General features: G+C 61.8%; 28 protein-coding genes. 23 read left to right on the top strand and 5 right to left on the bottom strand.

The annotated features are described in order from the left end of the window. Positions 1-204 precede the first annotated feature (204 nt). A complete protein-coding gene (locus BLT73_RS14475) occupies positions 205-864 on the top strand; it encodes a cation diffusion facilitator family transporter (RefSeq protein ID WP_082849320.1) in 660 nt (219 codons plus the stop codon). Here the strand turns inward: BLT73_RS14475 and BLT73_RS14470 are convergent. From BLT73_RS14470 to BLT73_RS14460, 3 genes are read right to left on the bottom strand one after another with little or no spacing between them, the layout of a single operon-like run. After that, positions 848-2,095, bottom strand: coding sequence for a cytochrome P450 (locus BLT73_RS14470; protein WP_067921147.1), 1,248 nt, complete (start codon positions 2,093-2,095; stop codon positions 848-850). The two genes, BLT73_RS14475 and BLT73_RS14470, sit on opposite strands and share 17 nt — an antisense overlap. Positions 2,096-2,098: 3 nt before the next feature. Beyond that, the gene (gene lspA, locus BLT73_RS14465) at positions 2,099-2,599 is read right to left on the bottom strand and encodes a signal peptidase II (protein ID WP_090525010.1); all 501 of its coding nucleotides are present in this window, start codon (positions 2,597-2,599) and stop codon (positions 2,099-2,101) included. Further along, a complete protein-coding gene (locus BLT73_RS14460; RefSeq protein ID WP_036708216.1) occupies positions 2,596-3,450 on the bottom strand; it encodes a cation efflux transmembrane domain-containing protein in 855 nt (284 codons plus the stop codon). The genes lspA and BLT73_RS14460 overlap by 4 nt, the downstream gene beginning before the upstream one ends. Positions 3,451-3,506: 56 nt before the next feature. On the opposite strand from BLT73_RS14460, the gene BLT73_RS14455 reads away from it, so the two are divergent. From BLT73_RS14455 to BLT73_RS14435, 5 genes are all read left to right on the top strand, one after another. Further along, entirely contained in the window at positions 3,507-3,851 is a 345-nt protein-coding gene (locus tag BLT73_RS14455; RefSeq protein ID WP_090525009.1) for an ArsR/SmtB family transcription factor, read from the top strand. Further along, positions 3,784-4,083, top strand: coding sequence for a DUF6691 family protein (locus BLT73_RS17820; protein WP_322630180.1), 300 nt, complete (start codon positions 3,784-3,786; stop codon positions 4,081-4,083). Before BLT73_RS14455 ends, BLT73_RS17820 begins: the two co-directional genes overlap by 68 nt. A 2-nt stretch (positions 4,084-4,085) precedes the next feature. Continuing rightward, on the top strand, positions 4,086-4,997 hold the full coding sequence (locus BLT73_RS14445; protein ID WP_067921155.1) for an MBL fold metallo-hydrolase: 912 nt from the start codon (positions 4,086-4,088) through the stop codon (positions 4,995-4,997). 26 nt (positions 4,998-5,023) lie between these two features. Then, positions 5,024-5,398 carry a rhodanese-like domain-containing protein gene (locus tag BLT73_RS14440; RefSeq protein ID WP_067921159.1) on the top strand — a complete coding sequence of 125 codons (375 nt, stop codon included), beginning with the start codon at positions 5,024-5,026 and terminating at the stop codon, positions 5,396-5,398. 192 nt (positions 5,399-5,590) lie between these two features. Further along, positions 5,591-7,003, top strand: a complete 1,413-nt coding sequence (locus BLT73_RS14435; protein WP_090525006.1) for a multicopper oxidase family protein — start codon at positions 5,591-5,593, stop codon at positions 7,001-7,003. Positions 7,004-7,682: 679 nt separating this feature from the next. On the opposite strand, the gene BLT73_RS14425 is transcribed toward BLT73_RS14435, so the two are convergent. Next, a complete protein-coding gene (locus BLT73_RS14425; RefSeq protein WP_040610014.1) occupies positions 7,683-7,940 on the bottom strand; it encodes a helix-turn-helix domain-containing protein in 258 nt (85 codons plus the stop codon). Positions 7,941-8,064: 124 nt separating this feature from the next. Further along, positions 8,065-8,316, bottom strand: a complete 252-nt coding sequence (locus tag BLT73_RS14420; protein WP_036562850.1) for a hypothetical protein — start codon at positions 8,314-8,316, stop codon at positions 8,065-8,067. Positions 8,317-8,526: 210 nt separating this feature from the next. Here BLT73_RS14420 and BLT73_RS14415 point away from each other — a divergent pair, with 210 nt between their 5' ends. The 17 genes from BLT73_RS14415 to BLT73_RS14340 all read left to right on the top strand — a co-directional run bounded on the left by BLT73_RS14415 (position 8,527) and on the right by BLT73_RS14340 (position 22,577). After that, on the top strand, positions 8,527-8,895 hold the full coding sequence (locus tag BLT73_RS14415; protein ID WP_067923892.1) for a hypothetical protein: 369 nt from the start codon (positions 8,527-8,529) through the stop codon (positions 8,893-8,895). Positions 8,896-8,938: 43 nt separating this feature from the next. After that, the gene (locus tag BLT73_RS14410) at positions 8,939-9,559 is read left to right on the top strand and encodes a lytic transglycosylase domain-containing protein (protein WP_090525005.1); all 621 of its coding nucleotides are present in this window, start codon (positions 8,939-8,941) and stop codon (positions 9,557-9,559) included. Between the two features lie 89 nt (positions 9,560-9,648). Next, positions 9,649-9,951 carry a TrbC/VirB2 family protein gene (locus BLT73_RS14405; RefSeq protein ID WP_067923895.1) on the top strand — a complete coding sequence of 101 codons (303 nt, stop codon included), beginning with the start codon at positions 9,649-9,651 and terminating at the stop codon, positions 9,949-9,951. Beyond that, positions 9,944-10,222, top strand: coding sequence for a VirB3 family type IV secretion system protein (locus BLT73_RS14400; protein ID WP_040104433.1), 279 nt, complete (start codon positions 9,944-9,946; stop codon positions 10,220-10,222). Before BLT73_RS14405 ends, BLT73_RS14400 begins: the two co-directional genes overlap by 8 nt. Next, complete coding sequence (locus tag BLT73_RS14395) at positions 10,212-12,587, top strand: VirB4 family type IV secretion/conjugal transfer ATPase (protein WP_090525004.1); 2,376 nt, start codon at positions 10,212-10,214, stop codon at positions 12,585-12,587. Before BLT73_RS14400 ends, BLT73_RS14395 begins: the two co-directional genes overlap by 11 nt. Then, on the top strand, positions 12,584-12,751 hold the full coding sequence (locus tag BLT73_RS17365) for a hypothetical protein (protein WP_176805116.1): 168 nt from the start codon (positions 12,584-12,586) through the stop codon (positions 12,749-12,751). The genes BLT73_RS14395 and BLT73_RS17365 overlap by 4 nt, the downstream gene beginning before the upstream one ends. 55 nt (positions 12,752-12,806) lie before the next feature. After that, on the top strand, positions 12,807-13,895 hold the full coding sequence (locus BLT73_RS14390; protein ID WP_090525002.1) for a lytic transglycosylase domain-containing protein: 1,089 nt from the start codon (positions 12,807-12,809) through the stop codon (positions 13,893-13,895). Continuing rightward, entirely contained in the window at positions 13,895-14,704 is an 810-nt protein-coding gene (locus tag BLT73_RS14385) for a type IV secretion system protein (RefSeq protein WP_090525096.1), read from the top strand. Before BLT73_RS14390 ends, BLT73_RS14385 begins: the two co-directional genes overlap by 1 nt. Before the next feature lie 17 nt (positions 14,705-14,721). Continuing rightward, positions 14,722-15,375: a VirB8 family type IV secretion system protein gene (locus BLT73_RS14380; protein ID WP_090525000.1), complete on the top strand. Its 654-nt coding sequence runs from the start codon at positions 14,722-14,724 to the stop codon at positions 15,373-15,375. A gap of 2 nt (positions 15,376-15,377) precedes the next feature. Further along, on the top strand, positions 15,378-16,073 hold the full coding sequence (locus BLT73_RS14375; protein ID WP_090524998.1) for a TrbG/VirB9 family P-type conjugative transfer protein: 696 nt from the start codon (positions 15,378-15,380) through the stop codon (positions 16,071-16,073). After that, positions 16,070-17,449 (top strand): TraB/TrbI/VirB10 family type IV secretion system protein, encoded by a 1,380-nt coding sequence (locus tag BLT73_RS14370; protein WP_090524996.1) that lies wholly within the window; start codon positions 16,070-16,072, stop codon positions 17,447-17,449. Before BLT73_RS14375 ends, BLT73_RS14370 begins: the two co-directional genes overlap by 4 nt. Positions 17,450-17,453: 4 nt before the next feature. Continuing rightward, the gene (locus BLT73_RS14365; protein ID WP_090524994.1) at positions 17,454-18,440 is read left to right on the top strand and encodes an ATPase, T2SS/T4P/T4SS family; all 987 of its coding nucleotides are present in this window, start codon (positions 17,454-17,456) and stop codon (positions 18,438-18,440) included. Beyond that, positions 18,437-18,631, top strand: a complete 195-nt coding sequence (locus tag BLT73_RS14360) for a DUF4177 domain-containing protein (RefSeq protein ID WP_012187154.1) — start codon at positions 18,437-18,439, stop codon at positions 18,629-18,631. The genes BLT73_RS14365 and BLT73_RS14360 overlap by 4 nt, the downstream gene beginning before the upstream one ends. Continuing rightward, the gene (locus tag BLT73_RS14355) at positions 18,628-19,038 is read left to right on the top strand and encodes a hypothetical protein (protein WP_090524992.1); all 411 of its coding nucleotides are present in this window, start codon (positions 18,628-18,630) and stop codon (positions 19,036-19,038) included. Before BLT73_RS14360 ends, BLT73_RS14355 begins: the two co-directional genes overlap by 4 nt. A 12-nt stretch (positions 19,039-19,050) precedes the next feature. Further along, the gene (locus tag BLT73_RS14350; RefSeq protein WP_090524990.1) at positions 19,051-20,127 is read left to right on the top strand and encodes a TrbL/VirB6 family protein; all 1,077 of its coding nucleotides are present in this window, start codon (positions 19,051-19,053) and stop codon (positions 20,125-20,127) included. A 160-nt stretch (positions 20,128-20,287) separates the two neighbouring features. Further along, positions 20,288-21,610 carry an XRE family transcriptional regulator gene (locus BLT73_RS14345; RefSeq protein ID WP_218132554.1) on the top strand — a complete coding sequence of 441 codons (1,323 nt, stop codon included), beginning with the start codon at positions 20,288-20,290 and terminating at the stop codon, positions 21,608-21,610. After that, positions 21,579-22,577, top strand: a complete 999-nt coding sequence (locus BLT73_RS14340; RefSeq protein ID WP_090524987.1) for a beta family protein — start codon at positions 21,579-21,581, stop codon at positions 22,575-22,577. The genes BLT73_RS14345 and BLT73_RS14340 overlap by 32 nt, the downstream gene beginning before the upstream one ends. The last annotated feature ends 58 nt before the right edge of the window (positions 22,578-22,635 follow it).

Here is a 22,635-nt window from a genome sequence, read left to right as displayed (position 1 = left end):
AGCGGCTTCCGCATGGAGCGGCTCAACACCGGTTACGCGACAGGTCCGAAGCCCTTGGTTTTCATGTATGAGGGACAAGCTCGCCTCTACTGAGGAAGCTTGGAAACAGGACAATCTCGGCTTTCGATCCGTGGCGCAACTGATGGCAAGGTAGCCAATTCTCGCCTCGAACTTTCGCCGAAAATTTTGCGGTGATGAGGTGTTATGAGCAGTCATCAAGATAACCGGCAGGCCAATCTGACGCGCGGCATCCGGGTCGAGATCGCCAGCCTCGTCTACAACATCATCGAGGTCGTCGTATCCGTCACCGTGGGACTTCTGACCGGCAGCGCAGCGCTGGTGAGTTGGGGCCTCGACAGTACGGTCGAGGCCACCTCGGCTGCGACTCTGATCTGGCGCTTGAAGAGTGAGGTGGACGGTGCCGACAAGCGCACGGTCCTGCACCGCAAGAAGGTCGCGCTCTACGTGGTTGCCTGTGCCTTCTGGATCGTCGTCGCGGCGATCCTCTACGAGGCGGTCTCCGCCTTCATTTCGCAGAAGGCGCCGGGCTTCAACTGGTGGGGTATCGCGATTCTGGGTGCTTCGCTCGTGGCCAACCCGTTCCTCGCCTGGGGCAAGTATCGCTACGGCAAGCGGCTCGATGCGCCCGCCCTGAAGTACGATGCCAAGGACACCATGATCTGCCAGTATCAGACGATCGTGGTGTTGGCCGGGATCGGTCTGACGCAATGGATGGGCTGGTGGTGGGCCGACCCGGTGGCGGCGCTTCTGATCGTGCCCTACGTTGCATGGGAGGCGTTCGAGGCCACGAAGGATGCGCGGTCGGTCGATCCGGACGAGGGCGAAGCTACTGCCGAGGCCTGACGTTACGCATGATGAACCGAGATTTGGGCATGGGCGGCAGTTCTCCGGTTTCCAGATCCAGATCCTGATCCGGCACTTCGTAGTCGATGGCGTTCACGAAGAAACTGCAAAACGCCTTCATCTGGCTGATCGCGATCCACTCGCCCGGACAACGGTGGTTCCTGTGGTGATCGCCACCGCCCTGCGGAATGAACTCGTAGGGAGTGACCTCCCGATCGTGAAACCGCTCGGGCCGGAACTCTTGCGGCGCGTCCCACGAACGAGCGTCGGTATTCGTGCCGTAGAGGTCGAGCAGAACCCTGTACCCTTTGGGAAAGCGATATCCGCGCCACTCGAAATCGCTCTTCACCCGTGCCGCAACCGCGGGAAAGAACGGATACAGACGGCGGACCTCTTGCACGAAAGGTTCGAGCTGTCCCTCGTCGTCCTTCAGCTTTTGCCGCCACTCGGGATGCCGATGTAAAGCATGCGCCGCCTGAACTATGAACACGGATACCGCGACGGTCGGGCGCAGGACATTCAACAGCTCTACGGCGGCCACCCTGGGGGTCAACAACTCCCCATCGAGATCGCGCCATGTCGCGATGATATGAAGGGCACTTTCCTGCGTCGGCTGAAGCTCACCATCGCGGACCTGTTGGATTAGCCGTGCTGCCCATTTTTCCAGGCGGTGGCGCGCCAGACGCGCGCGCCAGTGTTTGGGGCCAAGGGCCCCGGCGTCCTGAAAAAGCGCTGTAAGCTGCGCCGTTCGGGTCGCCACCTCAGCTTCATTAAGCGGCACCCCGGCCCAGGCGCAGGCAGCTCTTGTGAGCATTTCGCGCACTTCGTCATAGAGGACGACCTCGTTCCTCGCCTCCCAGTCCGGCGCATAGTTGTCCAACATGTGAAGCGACGTGCCCTTAAGCGCGGCGATCCGCTCGGTCCCCATGAGTGACATGAACATCTTCTTGCGGTGCTGGTGGGCAGCGCCGTCCAATCCCTGAACGCCGCCTTCTCCCAGCAGGGACTTCTGTATGCGGCCTGGCATCGAGCCTGCGCGGATCAGCCGGTCTTCCCGATAGAAGGCTTCTGCCGCCGCCGCGCCGGTCATGCAGATCGTCTCTTGAAGGAGGATGCGGGTTTCGAACAGGTCTGTGTCGAGTGCGCGGCAGGTCTCCGAAATGAACCCATATGGGTTGCGCAGCAGGGCAAGTGTGCTGTCAAAGCCTTTCGCAGATGGTATGCCGAACATGGGTTACACCCCCGTTGTGTTTTCCTTGCGTTGACCCTGACCAGGCTTGTCCGTCGCAGAGCGGAAGCTGTCCCAGAACAGTAGGGCCGCGCCGCAGAAAATCGCCACATCCGCAAGATTGAAGGACGGCCAGTGGTATGTTCCGTAATGGAAATCCAGAAAGTCTGGGACGGCCTGATAACGCAGCCGGTCGAGGACATTGCCGAGTGCGCCGCCGATGATCAGACCGAGAGCGGCAGCCGTCAGCCTGTCCGGCGCGCGCCACAACCAGATCAGCAGCCATAACACGATCACGCCAGCAAGCGCGATGAGACCCCACCAAGGCACGATCCCGCCCAGCATACCGAAGCTGACTCCATCGTTCAGAACCCGCACGAGATTGAGAAAGGGTAGAACCTCGACGCCGCGCTCAAGCGCCGGTGTGTTCAGCGCAAGCGCCTTGGTACCCTGATCGAGGCCGAACGCCGCGATCGCGCAGAGCCCGCCCAGAACGCGGCTGTTCATGCCGCTGCCTTCAGATCGGCCCGCGCATCGCGAATGATCGCCCAGGACGAGTGCAGGAACAGTCCGGCGATGCCGAAGGCGACGATGAGGTCCGGCCAGGCGCTGCCCAGCCACGCCACGAGACCGGCGGCAACGACAACCGCCGCATTGCCGATGGCGTCGTTGCGCGAGAATAGCCAGACGGCCCGCATGTTCGCGTCGCCCTTGCGGAACCGCAGCAGCGGCAGAACGGAGATGACGTTGACGACAAGGGCGATCATGCCAAGCAGGCCCATTAGACCTGCATCCGGCGTCGTCCGTTCGAAGACTCGCACGATGGTCGTGCCGAGGACGCCAAGGCCGAGCAGGCCGAGGAAGATGCCTTGGATCAAGGCCGACCGTGCCCGCCAGGCGAGGCTCCAGCCGATGGCCAGCAGGCCAAGGAAGGTGATCGCGCCGTCGCCGATGAAATCGAGCGCATCGGCCTTCACGGCCTGCGATCCGGAAATGAAACCGCCGATCATTTCGAGGACCCCGTATCCCACGTTCAGGATCACGACGATCCAGAGGGCACGGCGGTAGGCCGGGTCCTGATGGGCGGGATTCGGCGGAATGTCTTCATCGCCCTCGATCCGGTCGAAGCCATAGCCTGTCACCGCGACTGCCTTTTCGATGTCCGGCAGGCGCACTTCGGGTGCAGTCAGTGTCATGATGTGCGTCGCGGCCGACACTTTCACATCGCCGGGCGCGACCCCGGCTGCCTGTGCCGCCCGCTCGATCTGCGCGGCATCCTTGGCGCAATCCATACCGGAAACCCGGTAACGGACGGGCGGGACATCTGCCGTCGATCCGGCATTTTCGGTGTTGGCCATGGTCGCGCTATTCCTGCTAGGATGAATCGAAGAACAACATATCAGCGAGGAGTGATATGGCGCAATTGGTCGATGACCGCAAGAGCGCAACCATCGAGCGACGGGCGAAGCTGTTCCGCGGCTTCGCGGACCCGAGCCGCCTGGCCATCCTCGGTGCACTTTGCAACGAGCCATTGGCCGTTCACGAGATCGTCGAGCGGACCGAACTATCGCAACCCAACGTCTCCAACCATCTGAGGTGCCTGCTGGACTGCGGGCTTGTCGCCAGCGACCGCGAAGGGCGCTTCATCCGTTACCGTATCAGCAACCCGCGCATCACGGTCCTTCTGAACGATGTGGACGCACTTCTCGACGTGGTCGCAGTGGGTGTTGAGGCGTGTGACAATTATCGTGAGGCGTAAAAGGTCGCAGTTTGATCTGCCGGACAGCACCGCCATAGACGCGCCGCTTCTGACCGGCGCGGCCATCTTCGGCATGGGCTGGGGCCTAGGCGGCTTCTGTCCGGGACCCGCTTGGACATCGCTGTTGATTGGATCGTCAGGCATCCTCATTTTCCTGCCCGCCATGCTGGTCGGGATCGTCCTCGCCGGTTTCGCCAAATCATCTTCCTCATTCGCAAGCAAAGGAGCGTAAATGTGGCCGAACTGAACGAGCCCATCGTCCGCCAATCCGCATCGACTGGGCCGAACAGCCCCGATGTCTGGGGCATCTACGAGCCCGACACCGGGTCGATCCAATATATCTGCGCCGATCCCGCGACGAAGAAGGCCGCACTGATCGACGTGGTGCTGAACTTCGATCCGGCGCGTTTCGCGACCGATACGCGCAGCATGGAGCAGGTGCTGGGCCTTGTGGAGAAGCACGGCCTGACGGTGGAATGGGTACTCGATACGCATCCCCACGCCGATCATATGATGGCGTCGTCGCACCTCAAGAAACGGACCGGTGCTGCAAACGCCATCGGTGAAAAGGTCCGCGACATCGCCGAACTCTGGCGCGACTACTACAACACGCCGGACGCCTTCGACCCCCACCGCGACTTCGACCGCCTGTTCGCGGACGGGGATACCTTCCGCATCGGCGATCTGGACGTTCGGGTGATGCTGTCCCCGGGGCATACGCTTGGGTCGATCACCTATGTCTGCGGCGATGCGGCCTTCGTGCACGACACGCTGATGCAGCCCGACAGCGGCACGTCCCGTGCCGATTTTCCCGGTGGCACCACCGAGGATTTGTGGAACTCGATCCAGGTGATCCTGTCTCTGCCCAAGGATACGCGGCTTTTCGTCGGTCATGACTATGGGTCCGAGGATCGCGACAGGCCGGAATGGGAAGCCTCAGTTGCCACCCACAAAGCCAAGAATGTCCATGTCAAGGACGGCACCGACAAGGCCGACTACATCCAGACCCGCGAGGATCGGGATGCCACACTGGACCTGCCGGACCGGATGCTCGCAGCACTTCAGGTCAACCTGCGTGCGGGGCAATTGCCCGAAGCCGAAAGCAACGGTGCGCACTACCTGAAAATGCCCGTCAACAAGTTCTGAAAGGAGAAAGGATCGTGAACAAGTCCATGAAAGACCTCGTCGCGGACGCAAGATCGCGCGTCGATGGAATCGCTCCCGCTGACGCGCACAGAGCGATGGCGCAGGGAGATGTCATCCTCGACGTGCGTGAAACGGCAGAGCTGAAGAGCGACGGCGCAATCGAAGGCGCGATCCACATCCCGCGCGGGTTGGTCGAAGCACAGGCCGATCCCGAGACCGGCAAGGCGAACGAGGCTTTGGCCGCGAAACGCGATGGCACGGGCCGTGTTCACGTTCTCTGTGCGTCCGGCGCACGCGCGGCCCTTGCCGCCGACAGCCTGCGCCAGATGGGCTATGACACCGCTGTAATCGAAGGGGGTCTGGCGGGCTGGAAAGACGCGGGTCTCCCGCTTCGGGCCTAACACCGGTGCGAGCGCTATCGCGATATTTGCTCGGCCTCGGTTGGGACGATGCAACCCTTCCAATGACGGAGTATCACTGTGAGACGCCGAAAGTTCCTTAGCCTAGCCGCAGCCTCGCTCGCAACCCCAGCACTTAATATCAGCCGGGCATGGGCCGCCGAACCCGGCGCGCCTTTGCCGATACCGGAGGTTATGGAGATCGGCCCCGGCGCAGGCAACACACTCGATGCGATACGCGGAACACGCGAGTTCACCGGAGGCGCGACGTCGGAGACCTGGGGCTACTCCCAGGATTACCTCGGACCGCTGCTGCGGTTCCGGCGCGGGCGCACCGCAAACATAAGTGTCATGAACCGTCTCGATGAACCGATCACTGCTCACTGGCACGGCATGCACGTGCCGGGCTATCTCGACGGTGGGCCGCAACTTGCTTTCGGCCCGGGCGAGACCTGGGCGCCGGAATTACCGGTCGATCACCCGGCGGCAACGCTGTTTTATCACAGCCATGTTCACGGGCGAACAGGCCCGCAGGTATATCGCGGGTTGGCGGGCATGATTGTCATCGACGACCCCGAGATCGACGATCCACTGCCGCACGACTATGGCGTGAACGATTTTCCACTCATCGTGCAGGATCGACGCTTCGATCGGTCAGGCCGCATGACCTATAGTCTTGGCATGATGGATCGGATGCATGGGTTCCAGGGGGACCAGATCCTCGTCAACGGTGTGATCCGTCCCAAGCTTACAGTTCCGGCGGGTCTGGTACGCCTGCGTATCCTGAACGCGTCGAATGCGCGCGTGTATGATTTCCGTTTCACCGACGGCAGGCAATTCCACCAGGTCGCGAGTGACGGCGGCCTTCTGGCCCGCCCTCTTGCCATGGCCAGCCTGCAACTCGACGGTGCCGAACGGGCCGAGATCGTGGTCGAATTCTCGGACCGGTCACCTGTTTCTCTTGTCTCGCGCGACATCGGGATGAATGGCGTGATGAACGGGGGCATGATGGGTGACAGGGGCGGCTCCATGATGATGGGCGATAGAGGCATGATGGGCGACCGCGGCATGATGGGGATGGATGGAAACAGTGGTGCGCCGCTCGAGATCATGTCGTTTGATGTAGGCGAAGCTGCGCCCGCCGGCCCCACCCGCCTGCCCACCTCGCTGCCTTCGGATGCGCCCGCACTCGGCGATCCGGTCCGCAGGCGCAATTTCACCCTCAACATGCACACCGGGGGCATGATGCGCGGCGGCATGATGGGTGGCGGCGGCCAGACGATGGGGATCAACGGTGCACCTTACGTCATGGATCGCATTGATGAGACCGTCCGCGCAGGCGAAACCGAGCTTTGGCGCATTAATGCCGACATGATGATGCGGCACACCTTCCACGTTCACGGGACTTCCTTTCGGGTCGTGAGTCAGAACGGGCGGCCGGTCGACTCGGCGCAGATCGGTTGGAAAGATGTTGTCCGTGTGCAGGGTCCGACCGAAATCTTGCTGAGGTTCGACAAGCTGGCTTCGGAAGAGACACCATTCATGTATCACTGCCACATCCTCGAACACGAGGATGCGGGCATGATGGGGCAGTTTACGGTCACATAACAGGACCCCACCCGCTCGACACCGGGCGTCGTCAAGAGCTTACGTCTTCTTGCGGCGTTCTATCAGGTGCCGGTGTCGCCTTGTTGAAACGCATTACGGAGTATGTCTAGACCCGAACGGAGAACACCTCGCTAAGCTGCGGGTCCGCCGAAGCGGCCGTTCAGTCGCTCGGCAGCATTCGTCAAAAAGGGCTCCTTCGAGACCTTCGCTGCCATCTGCTCCAATGACCGGTACGCTCGCAGACCCTTTCCATCAATATGAACTGGCGGCTGCCTGAGAAGCCTATCCACTGTCACTTTTTCGAATCCGCATGAGCGCATCGAAGTCGATTTCTTGCTTCTGTTCGTCACTTATATCCGGCCGGGTTTCCGATACCGGCTGGGGCCCTTGGACGTCCCACATCACCGCATGTGAGCCTGTACTCCAGCGATAAACCCAACCAACAACACTGCACCCATCGGTCCCGATCAGATTGGCGATCGCGACGCCCTCACCCCTATCATCGTTCACTGTTTACTGACTTCCTGCACTGTGGCGCTGCGAATTGCGGCGTGGGGTTGCAGAGCGTTCACTACGACCGCGCGCCGGGCTTCTTTGATGTTGGCTAACTGGTCCTCGAGGAGGGAATGATCATCAGACCGGGAAAATGGGTTTCCGTGTTCTCAACAATTCATTGGCTTCAAATCCTGTGGTCGGGCTCCGTGGCGGCTTCAACGATCGCCAGAAGCTGGAACGGATCAAAGCCGATGGCACGCGCCAAAACGACCAGTTCGACAACGTCGACCCGGCGCTGACCGCTTTCAAGACGGGCAATAAGGGATTGGTGGCATCTGAGCCTATCCGCCAAGTCTTTCTGGCCGAGGCCCGCTTTGATGCGCGCGTCGACCAACGCCTGGCAGAGTGCCACTTGCCCTTTGCTTCTGATTGTCTTTGCCACGCGTCACATACCTTTTGTGACGTCGCTAGCGGATGAAATCTATTATCTAAAAAGTAGATATATGAGGGTGTTATCGGCGTCTGGTTTCCATGGGCTGCAAGTCTGATGCTCCCGAGGTTGCCCATCAATCCCCTACCAATTGTAGAAATCGGCCATAGTCCTCGCTGACTTCGCGCGCTTCCTCGAAAGCGCGGGCGCGTTCACCGTCGAGGCAACGGAAGTAGCTCTGGATATCCTGAATGTAATCTTCGAAATCGCCACGGATGATGTCCGCATAGTCCCGCGCCGCCTGCGAATCGCTTGGCAGGAAGGGACGGGCCGGGGCGAAGCAGGATTCCGCCAAAACCGGCCCGGGAACGCAGATTAGAAGGACCATAGCTTGCAATGGGAGCAGGCATGTCAACCTTGGGTTTCTCAAACCTGTTATCTCCTTGATCGCAGACACTGGCCGTGACTAGTGTTTGCGTGACCAAACTACAGCTAAAGCACGATAATACATCTTGCGGTTGATAATATACTATCGTAACTCTGGGCTTCAAGTGGGAATGCCTGGGGTCGCGCCATTGGAGAAAGCGTGAGCCGGGCCATGAACTGGGACATCGAAGCACCAAATGTGGTTACGGAAGCCAGGTTCCGCGAACTCGTGGAAAGCGGCTATAGCGCAGAAATCCTGTGCCAGGAGTCGGCTCATAAGAAAGGCCCCAGCTATTACGGGGTCTGGATCATGCGCGTTGTCTCTGACGAGGGCGTGGAAAAGCTCCTCGTCACCGCCCGCACGCGGACGACCTACAACGATATCAAGATCCGCGAGTTCAAGACGATCTCCGGCGTGGTGTCATTCTTCATTGGCCTTGGCTTTGCGCATGTCGACCTGCCGCTTGAGGCGGGGACAAGCCGTACGCACAAATTCGCCCCGCCAGACAAAGCCCCATCAGACAAGGGCACTGGCAACTAACCTCGTCTGTCTCTGGCTGGTCGCCGCCCCAGCCTCTGCACAGATGGTCCTGGTCATGGATAGCGACGGCTCTCTGACCCCATCCCGGTCTCAGAGCGGTTTTGCCCAGAACTACAATGACGGCGTTGGTCAGGGATCGGCGTCCGATGGTTTGGCTATCCTTGGTGAGACGGAAGCAGCGCCCAAACCTGACGCGCTGAGGTTTGCGGCACTCGCCCAGCCAGCACCCCTGCCCCGCGCAGACGTTCTCTTGGGCATCGAGGCAACAGCCCTGCGTTATGCCGGCCATCCCGGTTTGCGCCGCGCGGGACTGTCCGTCACGGATTGGCTGGCTCTCTATCGGGCCAATATCGAGGTTGAGAGCGCCTACCGGCAGGATGCGATTTCAAGTGCAGGTGCTATTGGCCTTGGTCAATTGATGCCTGCGACGGCTCGTGATCTGGGCGTTGACCCGCGTGACCCCCAACAGAACCTCGACGGCTCTGCCCGTTACCTCGCGATGATGCTGGAACGCTTCGGCGATCCGCATCTGGCGCTGGCGGCCTACAACGCGGGGCCGGACGTCGTGCGCCAGCACGGTGGCATTCCCCCCTACCGAGAAACCCAGAACCACGTGGCCCGCGTCATGGCCGTCGTGGCCCGATTGGAAGGATCAAATTCATGATGTCCCAACCTTTTTGGAAATCATTCCTCAAAACACTTATCGGCAATGTCACGAGAGCGCGCAGCGCGGCAGTGCATTGGCGATACCGAATTTTCCAAACAAGTTGGGTTTCAAACCTCTTTATCGCCTCGTTGGCGCTCTTCCTGCTCGTCGCAGAACCGGCCCTCGCACAAAGCATTGATCTCTCCCCGATCCAAAGCCTGTTGCAGGGCATCGTCGATGCCCTGACCGGCCCGCTTGGGGTCGTCATTGCCACGCTCGCCGTTCTGGGAGTTTTCCTGAGCTGGTTCTTCAACATCATTGATCTGCGCCAGGCGCTCTGGGTCCTGGTCGGCATCGCCGGTGTCGCGGCTGCCCCGACGATCGTTGCTGCGGTCTTTGCCGGTGGCTGAACGCGCGCCCCTCTTTCTTGGGCTCGTGCGCCCGCCGAAGCTTCTGGGCCTGCCCATCATGTATGCGATGGTCTGGCTCTTCGGTTCGGTGCTCTTGTTCGTCTGGGTCCAGCACATCGCGGTGCTGGGTTTCGCCGCCCTGCTCTATCCGGTGCTTTGGAAGGCCGCGGATTGGGACCCGCGTTTCATCGACGTAATGATGACGGCCCTGCAGGAGACACCGCCCACGCGCAACAGGTCCATCCATGGCGGGGACAGCTATGCCCCGTGATGACGCCCGTGATGCTGCGCTCGATGCCCGCACAATGACGCCAGACTGGTATGCGCGCGAGACCCGCCTCGCGCATATGCTGCCCTATGTGAGCCTCGTCGACGACCAGACCGTGCGGACCCGGGTGAACGAACTCTTCCGCTGCATCCGGCTCGAGGGGATCAACAGCTACACGACCGACGATGCCTATCTCGACAAGGTGACGGCGCTCTTTGCCCGCATCGTCGCGCAGCTCGGGCCGGAATTCAGCTATTACGTCCACAAGGTCTCCAAGGCCATCAAACCTGATCTCGACCCGATCCGTGAGGACAGCTTCGCAGGCGAGGTTGACCGGCGCTGGCGCGCGAAACTCGAGACCAGCGGGCTGCGCGACAAGACGCTGACGCTCACCGTCATTCACCGCCCACCCCCGAAAAGCCTCCTGCCGTTCCTCAGCCGCAGCGCGCCGGACCGGCTGAGAGAGGAGACCCGCAAACGCCTGCAGCGCCTGGGCGAGGCCGTGAACGTCTTCCTGTCCGGCCTCGCAGAGCTCAAACCGCGCCTGCTGTCGGCTGCATCGGGGGAATTGGTGGGGTTTCTGGGCGCGCTCAACACGGGCACCGAGCTGCCGCTCTACCCGGCCAACACCTACGGCTTTTTGTCCTTCAACGTCGCCAATACCCGCGTGACGTTTCACGGCGACCATTTCGAGCTTTCCGAGGGCGTCGTGGGGCATCGCTACGGCAAGAGTTTCACCATCGGGGAATACTCGGAAGGCACCTCCTGCACCATGTTCGACATGCTGAACCTACCGGTCGACATGATCGTCACCCATTCCTTCACCCCGATCAATTCGAACCTCATGGCGGGCCGCATCAAACGGCAAAAGCGCCAGATGCAGGCCAGCCAAGACGCGGCCCTCTCGCTCCTAGAAGCCCTCGATATCGCCGCCGATGATCTCGAGGCCAAGCGCCAAAGCTTCGGCGAACACCATATGGTCGTGACGCTTTTCTGCGAAACGCTCGAAGAGCTGCAGACGCTCAGCGCCGAAATCGTGAACGCCGCCGCGACCGAAGGCGTGAAGATGATCGGTGAGCGGGTCGCCGCAAAGGCCCATTACCTCAGCCAGCATCCCGGCAACCAGCCCAAGCGCGTGCGTGCCAGCGCCGTCACCAATCGCAACTTCGCGGATTTTGCGGCCTTTCACCGGACACAGCTCGGCAAACCCGCCGCGAAAACCCCATGGGGCCGGGTCGTAACTTATTTGCCCACGCCGGAGCAGAGCGCCTACCGGTTTTCCTATCACGAGCAGGGCTCGCCCGACAAAGAACCGACCAGCGGCCATACCCTGATCATGGGACGACCCGGGTCGGGCAAATCGGTGCTGTCCGCCTTCCTGATGACCCAGGCCCGTCGCGCAGGGGCGCGGATCTTCGTCTTCGATTACCGTCTTGGCATGGAGATGGCGGTGCGCGCCAATGGCGGGCGCTACGCCTCCCTGAACGCCGGCCAGCCCACGGGTCTAAACCCGCTCTGGACAGAGACCGATGCGCGCGGCACCGCCTGGCTCTCGGATTGGCTCACAACCCTGCTCTACCGCGCCGACAAGCCCCTGACCCCGGCGCAGACCAACCGCATCCAGGAGGTCGTGCGCCAGAATGCCCAGGCCACCAATCCGGCCCTGCGGAACTGGCGGGATTTCGCATCGCTTTTTGTGTCTACGGATGACGGCGGCGATCTGCACCAGCGCCTGCTCGAGTGGACCGAAGACGGCCGCTACGGCTGGATCTTCGGGCAGAGCCTCGAGGACACGTTCTCGCTCAAGGGCGATGTCGTGGGCTTCGATCTGACCGGCATTCTAGACAGCGAGGCCGACAAGGAACGGATGGCGGTCCTGTCCTATCTTTTCCGCCGGGTCGAGCGCGAGATCGAGGACCGCCGCCCCACCATCATCGTGATCGACGAGGCCTGGAAGGCGCTCGACAACGCATATTTCGCCGAACGGTTGTCGAACTGGCTCGTGACTGCGCGCAAGCAGAACACCGTCGCCGTGATGATGACGCAATATGCCAGCCAGCTTGAGCGCACCCGGACCGGCAAGACCATCGTCGAAGCCGTTCCGACGCAGATCCTGCTGCCCAATATCCGCGCGCAGCCTGCGGACTACGCCATGCTGAACCTCACGGAGAAGGAGCTCGACGTCCTTCTCAACACGGGCAGCAACAGCCGCCTCGCACTGATCCGCGACGATCAGGGCTCGATCGTCGGCGATGCCGATCTGAGCGCCCTTGGGCCCAGTCTCACGATCCTTGGCGGCATGGAAAAGGGCGAAGCGCTTGTTGGCGCCGATTACCGCGACCGCCCAGATTTTTGGAGGCTTTCATGATCCGTAATCTTATCGCTTTGGCTGCGCTCGGCGCGCTGGCCTCCTGCACACAGTATCGGGAGCCGCAGGCCAATTGCTTTTCCTTTCTCGCCTCGACGGCAGCGACATCCCAAGATTGCCACTTCGCACCGCTCGGCGCGCCGGAGGGCGACGTTGAAGTCTAGCCTGCCTCATATCCTGGCACTTTGCCTGCTGCCCGGTCTCGCCTTGTCTCAAGGCGTGCCGACCAATGACAGTGGGCTGACCGCGCGTGACATCGTCGAGACTGGCGATCGCAAGGCTGACTTGGCCGTTCAGGCGGACAAGCTCGCCGTGCGCGAACTCATTGCCGAGATCGAACGGGAGCAGCTGGAAACCCTGCAACGCATCCTCGATGCCCAGACCAGCTTCGGCGGTCAGGGCTTGCCGGCTATGGTCTCGGGGCTGGAAAGCGGCAGCGGGGATCCGGCCCGGTCAGTCGAGGCGGTCTATGGCAATGCCGACATCGACCCCAATCCCGGCGGTGCGCAGATGTTCGGGGATGCGTCTGAGAACATCGAGCAGCTCATCATCCGGGTCGCCCAGGAGACCAGCGGCTTTGCGGGTGTTGGCCGCGCAGGGCTCTCCCCCGTCCAATGGCGCGCGCTGCTGCAAGCGCTGATCTGGCAGGAAAGCCGTTTCACCATCGGTGCACGGTCTCCCGTCGGCGCCTATGGCCTCACCCAGATCATGCCGGGCACCGCCAGCGATCTCGGCATCAACCCAGAATACTATGACAGCCCCTATCTGCAGGTGCATGGCGGCGCGCGCTATCTCGCGACCCAGCTCAACACATTCGATGGCAACATCATCAACGCCCTCGCGGCCTATAACGCCGGACCTGGCCGGGTTTTCGAGTATGGCGGCGTTCCGCCCTTTCGCGAGACCCAGCACTACGTCCAGGTGATCCCCGAACGCTATAACCTCTATTTGACCCGTATCGGCGGGATCGAAGCGCTTGGCACGATCGACCCCGCGCTTCTGGCCAATGCCAACCTCTCGCTCACGGGTCATGGGGCGGCCTTTTATGGCAATAACTCACCCGCCGCGATCAGGCAAGCCGCCCTGCGTATTGCGGAAATCGTCGAACGGATTTCCGAAACCGAGGACGTGCAGGAGAGCGTCGCACTCAACACCTATGCCCGCGCCGAACTGGTGCGTCTCGTGGCCTCCCGCATCCGGTTTCAGGCCGCCCGCACCCGCGTACTTTCCGCCGAAGAGCTGGCCCAGGCCAGCGCCCGCATGGCCGAAGGCGCGTTCATGGATTTTACGATCAGGGAGATTGAATGATGGGACATCTGCTCTTGAGGACAGCTTTGGCCACGACACTTGGGGTTGGTCTGCATCTTGGCGCCCTATCCCCTGCCCTCGCGCAAGGCGTGCCCGTCGTCGATACCCAGAACATCGCGCAAAACATCCAGCAGCTCCGGCAGATGATCGAGGACGAGATTCTGCAAAACGAGCAGTTGACGCAGCTACGCGAACAGCTTGCCACGCTCACGGACCAACTCGCGGAGCTGCAACGAACCTACGAGGCCCTCACCCGCCTTGCCGAACTGCCGGAGATCATCCGCACCGAGATGGAAGACGAACTCAATGGCCTGCTCGACCAGGAGTTCGGGGATATCCTCGCCACGATTGAGGCGATCAAGACAGGGGATTTCTCGGGCCTGTCCGGTTCTGGCGCAGGCGAAATCGAAACCCAGATGGACCGGGTGCTGGCCGATCTCGGCTTTGACGAGGCCACCCTCTCGGAAATGGCCACGAGCGGCAATCCCGGGGCCAACCGCGTGGCGACGCAGGCCACAACCGGCGCGCTCGTCTCAGCCGCCGCCCAGAACAGCTATGAAGATGCCGGCCAGTCGCTCGAGCGGGTAGACCGCCTTGTCGGGCTGATCGACGACATGGAAGAGCTCAAGCAAAGCGTCGATCTAAACACGCGCGTGACAGCTGAATTGGCCATCGCCCTCGTGGCGATGTGGCAACTGGAAGCAATTCAAACCGTGGGCGATGGCACGGGCGGCGTGATTGATGCCGCCACCATCGCCGAAGAGCAGCGCTTCATGGATTTCACCTTGCCGGACCTGCGGGCCGAGTGATCGCGGGGGCATGACGGGTGGCGAATGAACAGGAAATCATCGAGGAAGAACTGGTCTATGGCGCGCTGCGCCGCGAACGGCTCTGGCAACGCCTTGGCCTGATGGGCCTTGTCTTCGGCATCATCGGCTGTCTGAGCGCAGCAGCAGTCGCGATCCTCGATGTCGACCCGCCCCCCGTCGTTGTCCCCTATGATCCCGCCACCGGCTTTGCACTCCCCGAAGCCTCGGTGGGCGCCTCCTCGGTGACCGCCAACCAGGCGATCATCGAGGCGGAGGTCTTCCGCTATGTGACCGACCGGGAGGTCTATAACCAGCTCGATAACGATCTGCGCATCCGCAGCGTCCTGCGCCGCTCGGACGGGGCCGCCGAGAGCGGGCTGCGCCAGATATGGAACAGCGCAAATGAAAACTATCCGCCGACCGTCTATGGCCCCAATGCCCGGCTCGACGTGGAAATCCTGAGCATCAGTCGCATCGGATCCAACCGCGCCACCGTGCGCTTGCGCAAGCGGCTGACCTCCATCAACGGCACCCAGACCGGGCTCTTCACCGCCACGCTTCTCTTCGAGTTCCGTCCCGAGACCCGCAGGTCCATCGATGAGGTCTGGACCAACCCGTTTGGGTTCACTGTGCTCGAATATTCCATCCGCTCCGACAGATTGGAGAACTGACGTTGTTGTTTATAAGATCGCTTATTTTTGTCATTGCCCTGTTGCCCGGCCTCGCCTCTGCCGAAGCCATCCCGCGTGGCGGTCCCAACGACAGCCGGGTGCGCTTGGCCACCTACCAGGAGGGTCAGGTCTACCGTCTCAGCGTGTCGCTCACCCATGTGACCACCATCGAGTTTGGCGAAGGCGAAAGCATCCGTTCGATCATTGCGGGCGACACGGAAGGCTTCGAGATCGACGGCGTGCCAGGCGGGCAAGCCTTCGCGATCAAGCCTGTGGCGCGCGGGGTGCATACCAATGTGACCGTCTACACGAACAGGCGCAGCTACTATTTCAACGTCCAGGAGGTCCGCAGCCCAACGTTCTACGTGGTGCAGTTCCGCTATCCGGAGGACGATGCGCGCCCGACCCGGGCCATCGCCGCCCAAGCGCCGAACTACAACTACGGTGCCAGCGCGCGCACCGAGTTCACGCCAACCCGCATCTGGGATGACGGGACGTTCACGTATTTCGCGTTTCCAAGAAACGCACCTGTGCCCGCGATCTTCCGCTACGCGGGCGGCCGCGAGCGCACGGTCAACACGCAAACTCCTGAAGACGGCGTGATCCGCGTCAGCGGCGTGAACCGCCAATGGGTCCTGCGACTGGGCGAAGAGGTGGTCTGCATCGAGGCGATCCCGCCCGCGGAGGCCACCTCATGAGCGATACCGGGAACACCGAGCTGGAAAAACGCCTCGCCGCCCTTGAGAAAGGCAGTGCCCGCGCCCCCACGGCGGCGCAGCGCCGGTCGCCCCTTCTCGCGCTGATCGTGGTCCTCGTCATCGGCGCGGGTGGTGCCCTGCTTTATCTCCTCTCACAGCCCGACGAAGAGGAAGCCTTGCCGACGGCCACTCCGGACGTCTTCCAAAACGAAGGGGATGGCTTTGGCGCTATCGAGACCTTGCCCCCGCCCGAGCCCGAGGTTGTGTTCGTCGGACCAGACCCCGTTGAGCCCAATGCCGAACTTCTGGCGCAGATCACCGCCCTGCAGGCCCAGATCGAGGAGTTGCGCAACGCCCCCGAACCGGTCGTCGAGGAAGACACCGCCGCCGCAGAGGCGATCGACGCGCTGACCGCTCAGATCGCGGCGCTGCAAGCTGCCTCGGAAGCCGCACAGCAACGATTTCAGGACGAACTGACAGCGCGGGATCGAAGTCTTGAGCAACTCCGCATGGATCTGGAATTGGCCCAACTCGAGGCCAGCCGACCCCAGCCCGCCCCAGCGGGCCCCACGGAAGATGAGCTGCGCGCACGCGAAGAAGAGCGACTGCGCCGCGAGGAAGAAGCCCGGCGCATGGCCGAGCTGGAGCGCCGCGCCGCGGAGGAACGCGCCTTCCAGGAGCGGCGCATCGCCTCCCCCACCATCGCGTTTGGCGGCACGTCCGGAGCGAATGAAACGGCTCTGACCGAACGCACTTTTGGCGAGGTGACGGATTTCGTGCTGAACGGGGCGCTGCCCTCTACCGTGACGCAGGCCGAGGTGATCGCCAATCCCTCCAACACGATTCTACAGGGCACCATGATCCAGGCCGTCATGGAAACTGCCCTTGACAGCTCCCTGCCCGGCCAGACCCGTGCCGTGGTGTCCGAGGATGTCTACAGCGTCGATGGCGCGCGCCTCTTGATCCCCCGCGGATCCCGCCTCATCGGGCGCTACCGCGCCGGCGTCGATATCGCGCAGCGCCGCGTCACGATTGCCTGGGACCGGATCATCCTGCCCGACAACCAGACCGTCCAGATCAGTTCATTCGGGGGTGATGAACTGGGCCGTTCTGGCGTCACGGGTTTCGTGGACACACGCTTCGCCGAGCGTTTCGGGTCGGCCGCCTTGATCTCGCTGATTTCCGCGGCACCAAGTGCCGCCGCCTCCGAGGTCCAGGATGAGACTGCCGCCGACGTTCTCGAAGACGTTGGCGATGATCTGGCAGATGCCACGGACAGCGTCATAGGCGATTACCTCTCCATCGGCCCCGTCATCTATGTCGACCAGGGCGCGCGCGTCACTGTCATGGTCGACCGCGATCTGGAGATATTCTGAGCCCATGTCGCTGAGCTATCTTGAAACCTCGCTCGACCGGATCGACGCCGCCGCCCGCGACGATGTCATCGAGATTTGCATCAATCCAGACGGGACCTGCTGGGGCGAATTCCAGGGTGATCACTTCATGCGCGCGCTGGACCAGAGGCTGACGGGCGTTCAGGTCAGGGACCTCGGCAACCAGATCGCCTCCTCGGCCAATACCACGATGAGCAAGGACCGCCCCATCGTCTCGGTCTCGATCACCTATAAGGGGCGCCCGATCCGCGCACAGGTCATCACCCCGCCCGCCGTGCTCTCGGCCATGTCGATCAGCCTGCGGTTCTTCTCAAGCCTGCCACTCGAGGGCATTGCGCTCGATTTCCTCTACGGAAAGGAGCGAAAGCTCGAAGACCTGCGCGTGGAAAAGAAGCGCGCCTTGCGCGCCGTCGTGGCCGCGGGCGTGATCGATGATGCGCTGGCATTTTGCGTCGAGAACAAGCTCAACATGATCGTCTCGGGCGGCACCTCCACCGGCAAGACCGTGGCCGCGCGCAAGATCCTCGCCCATGTGCCGGCCGAGGAACGCATCGTTACCATCGAGGAAGCGGCCGAGCTTCTGCCGACCCAGCCCAATGCCGTGACCCTCATCGCCAATCGCGACGCAGAATTCCAGACCGCCGATGTGCTTCTCACCGCCACGCTGCGCATGCGCCCCGACCGGATCATCCTGGGCGAGGTGCGTGGCAAGGAGGCCATGACCTTTCTGGAAGCCATCAACACCGGCCATGGCGGCTCCATGACCACGTTGCATGCCGAAACCCCGCAACTGGCCGTGCAGCGGCTTGCGATCGCAGCACTCAAAACCGAAATCCCGATGACCTATGCCGACATGATCCAGTACATCGAGAACTCCATCGACGTGATCATCCAGGCCGGCCGCCATGACGGCAAACGCGGCATCACAGAATTCTACCTCCCCGGCGCAACTGAGATTGGAACTTCTCCATGAAGACGTTTGAATACAATATCCTGTCCTTTCCCATGACCCGCAAGACCAGCCTCTCCGACATGCAGGCCAGCCTGAACGAGAAGGGCGCAGACGGGTGGGAGGTGGTGTCGATCAGCACTTCGGAATTCGCCAATATCGGGCACACCGTTTTCCTGAAGCGTGAGACCACACCAGCCGGAGCCACGGCATGAGGCAGGCGCAGCACCTCGCCTTGGCCGCGCTGGCCCTAAGCCTGACGCCTACCTTCGCCGTTGCCGAGCGCAACCTGGTGCCGACCCTCGAGCGCAGTTTCAACGTCTGTCCAGACCGGCCCGCTGAACCCGTGTGGATGCAGGAGATCCCCCTGCGCCAAGCCTATCAGCGCGTGTTGGTTCAAGACATCTACCGCGCCCAGAACCTCGAGCGGATTGTCGAGACCGTCAGCTGCGCCTGCGAAATCCGGTTCCCGTCCTGGGACGCTGCCGAAGCGGTGTTTCGTGAGCGCCACGCGAGCGACGAACGATGGGAGATGCTGCGAGCCTCGGACGCCAACAACCGCCGCGCCAACGCCGCCCGCCCTGCAGCGAAAGCAATCTGCGACGCCGCAGGCAATTGGTAAGGCGGGGCCGCGATGAGCGTTGTCACCTATTTCGTTGAAACCTCCCAAGCCTATCTCGACACCGCCGCTGAGACACAGTTTGGTGCGGTTGCAGCAACGGTCGGCACGCTCCTGGTTTTGGGGACAACGCTGGTGGTGATCCTCGTCGGCATCAACATGATCTATCAATATCGGGCCATGGATGGGCACACAGCCTTCTGGCTCGCGGTCAAGATCGGGCTCATCGGGATATTCGCGACCAATTGGATGCAGTTCAACGCGTTCTCGTCTGCCATTCTCTATGGGATCGACAGTATCGCGGGCGCGCTGGTGGCCTCGGTCGGCGGCGGCAGTCCGGGGCCCTCGGGAACTTTCGCTGAAGAATTCGACCGGCTGATCGCGGAGCTTGGCGACTATCTGAACGCTGCCGGGTCCGAGCTGAACTGGATGGCTGGCGCCATGCTCGACATCGTCGGTGTGCTTCTGCTCTCGATCCTTGGCGGACTGGCCACCTTCATCCTCGTGGCCTCCCGACTGATGATCGCGCTTCTGATCGGGATCGCCCCGGTGATGATTTTCCTCACCCTCTTCGAAGTGACCAAGGACTATTTCGCGCGCTGGCTTTCGGCGTTGGTTTCCTTCGCGCTCTACCCCATCGTCGTCGCAGGCGTGTTCGCAACGATCACTGGCGTCTCTTCCGCTCTGATCGGAGAGCTTGGCGACCCGGAAGGGGCCTCAAATATAGGCGCGCTCATCCCCTTCTTCATGATGGTCCTCATGGCCAAGGGCTTCATTGTCGCCACGCCATTCATCGTCCGCGCAATCTCCGGCAACATCATGATGCCAGCGCTCTCCGGCGGCCTCGGTGGCGGGTATAGCTTTGCCCGCGCCGCCATGGGCAGCCAGCAGGCCTACAACCGCTACCTAATCGGAGGCGCAAGCGGCGCAGAATACGCAGCACTCAGGGCGCGGCAGTTCTTCGGGGTGCAGCAGATGCCTGTCAGGCAAGGGATGGGGCAGACGGGTCAAGCAAGTGGCTCAGTGTCATCGGGAGCCGGGTCTCAAATGCTGGCGCAACTGGCACGCTTGGGAAGGCTGGGGCGACGATGAGTTTCGATTACCAGCCTTTATTGCCACCACGGATTGCTGCAGGGCAGGTCGCTTAATGACGATCGTAACTCGCATTCAGCGCTCAAAAAAGGCGTTGAACCCAACTTATCGGTTGTGTACTTGAGCACAACAGAAAAGTTGTGTAAAAAGAGGCATGGCGATGAATGGAATCACCCTTAACGAGAAGGAGGCGCGGGAAACACGCGCCCGTATATCTCGTCTAACCGAGGCACTGAACTCGGAGCACGCAATGAAGCCGGTTGTTGCCGGCTTGCCGCCTGAGGTGGTTTCTCAAGTCTCGCGCATGATGAAGGCCGAGCGCGAGCGCTTGACCCACGCGGTTGAGGCATACGAAGAGGCCAAGGACACCCAACGCCCCACCGCTCTAAAGGCACTCGTAAATCGTGACCTTGGGCTGATGCTTATTGTGGCGAGGATCGCCAACGGCTTCTCTCAGAAGGACCTGGCATGGCGCCTCGGCGTGAAGGAGCAACAGGTCCAGCGGTGGGAAGCTGAGCGATATGGGCAGATCAGCCTCAAGAATTACCATCGCGTGGCGGCGCTGCTCGGTGTGCGTCCGTGGGCAGACATGTCCGACCAACCGGAACTCCGCGGGCTGGACAAGGTCATCGACGGGGTGTCGAAAGCCGAAATCAAGAAAACCCTCAAGCATGGACGCGAAAACAGCTGGTTCGCCGAGGACTTCACCGAGGCCGAACTTCGTCGCTACATCGCCGAGAACCGGATCGACTTTGGAAGTCCTGGACTTCTGAGAACTGGCCTGAACGTTGTGGATCACACCGAAGACGTCATGCTCCACGCTTGGCGCGCCAGGGTCACAGCAAGGGCGCGCGAGGCATTCGCGGGGGTCGAGGACGTTCACGAGCCGCTTGAACTCAAGTGGATGCCCGACCTGGTCCGGCTGAGCAAAGAGCCCCATGGGCCACTTCTGGCAGTAGAAGTGCTTGCCAGCCAAGGTATTGTGTTGATCGTGGAGCCGCAGGTGCCCGGCCTAAAGATCGACGGCGCTGCGTTCATCGTGGACGGAAGGCCGGTCATCGGAATGACTTTGCGGACCGACACGGTGGACAACTTTTGGTTCACGCTGATGCACGAACTTGCCCATGTTACGCTTCACTTCTCCACTGGGCTGGCCGTAGGCTTCTACGATCAGACGGACCAAGAGACATCGGTCGATGAACAGGAGGAGGAAGCCAACCGCTTCGCTTCCAACTTGCTCATCCCGGAAGAACGTTGGCGGCGCTCTACCGCCCGAATTGCGAAGTCGGCTGCGGTCATCGAGCGTTTCGCTAACGAGCTAGGTATCCATCCGGCGATTGTGTTCGGGCGGATACGCAAGGAGCGGGGCGAGTGGTCCCTGTTCACAAATAAGATCGGGAGGAACACCGTGAAGAAACTGTTTGTGGGCGAAGCCCAGAAAGGAAAGAGTGATGCTCCCATACTACCCGGCCCTAAGGGCTAAGCCCGGCGAGTTCGCGGCCTGCGGCAGGCTGGCCCCCCGTTATCAGGGGTACGTTTGCCCGCGCTTCGTGGTGCCGCCTCCCACTGAGTCCGACCCCGAAAAGGGGCGCGTACCCACGCTGGACGAAATCGCCCACATAATGGGGGAGCGCCTCGGAAAGAGCTGGCCCCACCGGCGTGCGTTCCTCGACCCGCAACTGGCGGCGGCGGCCCTCGGCGACGAAGGAGTGGCTACGCTCTTCCGCATCGCCAGGGCGGTAAACTTCCGCCTGCTTCCAGTCCTGACGATCGCCGATCTGACCAACCCGGCCCGCCAGGCGCTCATTCGGGACGGCGACGTCAGGACGGGTATCTACATGGACTTCGAGGAGGTTGATCCGGCTGCCTTGGTCGAGGCGGTGAAGAAGGCGGGCCTCCGGCCGGAACACTGCGTCCTCTTCGTGGATTTCACCGGAGCCCCCCTCGGTGCCGACTTCGCGCCTGCTATCGGCGAAATTTTCGATCAATTGGACGGCGCGGCGCGGTGGAGCAAGATCGTCTATCAAGCGTCAGCGTACCCGGACAAGCTGCCGGTCGGTGCCAACGAACGCACGTTAATCGCCAGGGCAGAGTGGACCACCTTCCAGGCGGCACTCAAGGAGACAGGCGTCCAACCGGACCGACTGGCCTACGGTGACTTTGGCGCGGATTGCGGGCGAATGATGTTTCCTAAGGGGAAGGGCGGCGGAAGGCCAAGGCCGCATCTGCGCTACACCGGCAAGTCCCACACCTTGGTGATAAGGGGCAGCGACTCGGGAACCTTCACGCCGACGATGCGCGACGTCTGCAAGCAGATCATCGAGAGCAAGGAGTACAGCGGCAGGAGTTTCTCCCCCGCGGACGACCGTATCTGGCGAAACGCGAAGGGACTGACTGATACCTGCGGCGACGCGGTAATCCTCCCCATGGTTAAGGGGATGCGGAAGTAGAATTTTCTCGGCAGACTCGATGAGGAGATTCTGATGAAGAAGACGAGATTTACCGAGG

Source organism: Paracoccus isoporae, from assembly GCF_900101865.1.
Taxonomy (GTDB): domain Bacteria; phylum Pseudomonadota; class Alphaproteobacteria; order Rhodobacterales; family Rhodobacteraceae; genus Paracoccus; species Paracoccus isoporae.
The sequence above is the reverse complement of the archived record's forward strand: the minus strand, read 5'-3'. Positions and strand labels throughout refer to the sequence as shown.